This window comes from Streptomyces sp. NPDC004561 (assembly GCF_053602155.1).
The window spans coordinates 1-2,579 of record NZ_JBSGDB010000774.1; the positions used below are offsets into that span (position 1 = coordinate 1).

Below are 2,579 nucleotides of genomic sequence, written 5' to 3' on the forward strand. Positions count from 1 at the left end.
CAGGGTAATCGTGGATTCGTCGTCGGCTCGCACTTCTCGGCACACGGCCAGCCCCCTCGCGTGCCCCTCGACGGCTACGCGCACGCACTGCTGCTCATCGCCTGCGCCCAGCTGCTGTGGCGGCACCGCCACCCGGTGGCCGTCGCCTTCGGTGTCGCGGCGACGGCGCTCGTCTACCTCGCCGCGGGCTACCCCTACGGCCCGGTCTACCTGGCGGTCGCGGTCGCCTGCTTCAGCGCGGTCGTCGCCGGGTACCGGTGGGCCGCCTGGGCGTCCCTCGGCCTGTTGTGGGCGGGACACGCCCTGGTCGCCCTCTGGCTCTACCGGTGGCTTCCGCCCTCGGGGGACAAGAGCGGCGGGCTCACGCAGGAACTCTTCATCGCCGCCTGGGTGCTGGCCATCCTCGCCGTGGCCGAAGTGGCCCGGGTGCGGCGCGAGCAGTGGGCGCGGGAACGCGCCGACCGCGCGCAGGCGGCACGGCGGCGCGCGGACGAGGAACGGCTGCGGATCGCCCGCGAGCTGCACGACGTCCTCGCGCACAGCATCTCGGTCATCAACGTCCAGGCCGGCATGGGGCTCGCGCTGCTCGACAGCGATCCCGAGCAGGCGCGGGCCGCTCTCACCACCATCAAGGCCGCCAGCAAGGAGGCGCTGGGGGAGGTCCGGCAGGTCCTCGACACCCTGCGCGCGCCGGGCGCCGCGCCGCGCGCCCCCGCACCGGGTCTGGACCGGCTGCCTGAGCTGGTCGAGCAGGCGGCGGCGGCCGGACTGACCGTCGCCGTCGACGGCGAGCCGCCGCACCTGCCGCCCGGCGCCGACCTGGCCGCCTTCCGCATCGTGCAGGAGGCCCTCACCAACGTCGTACGGCACTCCGGCTCCCGGCACGCGCGCGTGCACCTCGCCCACGACGAGGGCGTACTGCGGCTGCGGATCGACGACGACGGACCCGCGACCGGCGCGGAGGCCGGCGGCAGCGGGAACGGGCTGGCCGGCATGCGGGAGCGGGCGGCCGCGCTGGGTGGCACCATCGAGGCCGGCCCGCGCCCCGACGGCGGCTTCCGGGTGCTCGCCGTACTGCCGTCGCACCCCAGGGAGGACCAGTGATCCGGGTACTGCTCGCCGACGACCAGTCGTTGGTGCGCGCCGGTTTCAGGGCGCTGCTCGACGCGCAGCCCGACATCGGGGTGGCCGGCGAGGCGGCCGACGGCGAGGAGGCCCTGCGCCTGGTGCGCGAACTGCGGCCGGACGTCGTCCTCATGGACATCCGCATGCCTTTGCTCGACGGCCTCGCCGCGACCCGGCGCATCACCGGGGACGCGGAGCTGACGGACGTGAAGGTGGTCATGCTCACCACCTTCGAACTGGACGAGTACGTCTTCGAGGCGATCCGCGCGGGCGCCTCCGGATTCCTGGTGAAGGACACCGAACCGGAGGAACTCCTGCGCGCGGTGCGGGCGGTGGTCCAGGGCGACGCGCTGCTCTCGCCGGGCGTCACGCGCCGCCTGATCGCCGAGTTCGCGGCCCGCTCCAAGGAGCCCGCGACGGCCGGCGCCCTCGGCCGGCTCACCGAGCGGGAACGGGAGGTGATGGCGCTGGTCGGCATCGGCCTGTCCAACGAGGAGATCGCCCGCCGCCTGGTGGTCAGCCCGCTCACGGCCAAGACCCATGTGAGCCGCGCCATGGTGAAGCTGGGCGCCCGCGACCGCGCCCAACTCGTCGTCCTGGCCTACGAGTCGGGGTTGGTACGGCCGGGCTGGCTGGGCTGACCCCGGCGGAAGCGCACCAGCACGCTCACCACCCGGACCACGAACAGGGCCGCGGCCATGACGAGTCCGAGCCGGCGCAGCAGCGTGGCCAGCGGATGCGGCAGGCCGAAGAGCAGTCCGGGCCCGGCCACGACTCCGAACAGCAAAGCCGCCGCGAACGCGCCGCTGACCAGGGCATATCCGATCTCGACCGTCGCCGCGTCCTGTTCGGCCCTGGTGCGGCGATCCCCGTGTGCACGCATCGTCCCAGCCTCACAGAGGTGTGCCCGGCGGAGCAAGGAACCCCGCCGGGCGCACACGCGGTTCCGCGCTGCTCCTTACCTTCGCCCCGCCTCCCCGACCCTATGCATGTACATAAGATACAAGTGCATTTAATTCCCGCGCAACAAAATCGTTTTTCTGCTACGGTGCGCTCATGGCGGCGAAGAAGGCCGAGCAGGCGCTCGTGGAGCAGTGGCGGGAGATCCTGGCCCTGCACGCCCGCACCCAGTGCGAGTTGGACCGGACGCTGAACGGCCACGGACTGTGCGCCAGCGACTTCGAGGTCCTCGACCTGCTGGCCGAGGGGACCGCGACGGACGGCGGCTGCGCCTACCGAGTCCAGGAGATCTCCGAGCGGGTCCATCTCAGCCAGAGCGCGCTGTCCCGGCTCATCGGCCGCCTGGAGAAGGACGGTCTCGTCGAGCGTGCCATGTGCGCGGAGGACCGGCGGGGCGTGCGGGTGGCCCTCACGGCGAAGGGGCGCGCGCTGCACGGCGAGGTGGGGGCCCGGCCCCCCCCGGGGGGGGGCCGGGTGCGGAGAGGAGCGGGCAG

The 2,579-nt window shown here is 73.4% G+C and carries 4 protein-coding genes; 3 read left to right on the top strand and 1 reads right to left on the bottom strand.

Annotated features, from left to right (window positions below; translation table 11 throughout):
- Together ACWEN3_RS45075 and ACWEN3_RS45080 are read left to right on the top strand one after the other, a co-directional pair.
- On the top strand, positions 1-1,104 hold a 1,104-nt coding region (locus ACWEN3_RS45075), incomplete at its 5' end, for a sensor histidine kinase (RefSeq protein WP_452984061.1).
- On the top strand, positions 1,101-1,766 hold the full coding sequence (locus tag ACWEN3_RS45080; protein WP_452984063.1) for a response regulator: 666 nt from the start codon (positions 1,101-1,103) through the stop codon (positions 1,764-1,766). The genes ACWEN3_RS45075 and ACWEN3_RS45080, both read left to right, overlap by 4 nt.
- Here ACWEN3_RS45080 and ACWEN3_RS45085 read toward each other — a convergent pair.
- Positions 1,727-2,008 (bottom strand): DUF6332 family protein, encoded by a 282-nt coding sequence (locus tag ACWEN3_RS45085; protein WP_452984065.1) that lies wholly within the window; start codon positions 2,006-2,008, stop codon positions 1,727-1,729. The genes ACWEN3_RS45080 and ACWEN3_RS45085 overlap by 40 nt on opposite strands.
- A gap of 173 nt (positions 2,009-2,181) precedes the next feature.
- On the opposite strand from ACWEN3_RS45085, the gene ACWEN3_RS45090 reads away from it, so the two are divergent.
- On the top strand, positions 2,182-2,579 hold a 398-nt coding region (locus tag ACWEN3_RS45090), incomplete at its 3' end, for a MarR family winged helix-turn-helix transcriptional regulator (protein ID WP_452984067.1).

Coding starts and splice junctions, on each gene's coding strand:
- ACWEN3_RS45085 (WP_452984065.1), bottom strand. CDS start 2,008: ATGCGTGCACACGGGGATCGCCGCACCAGGGCCGAACAGGACGCGGCG.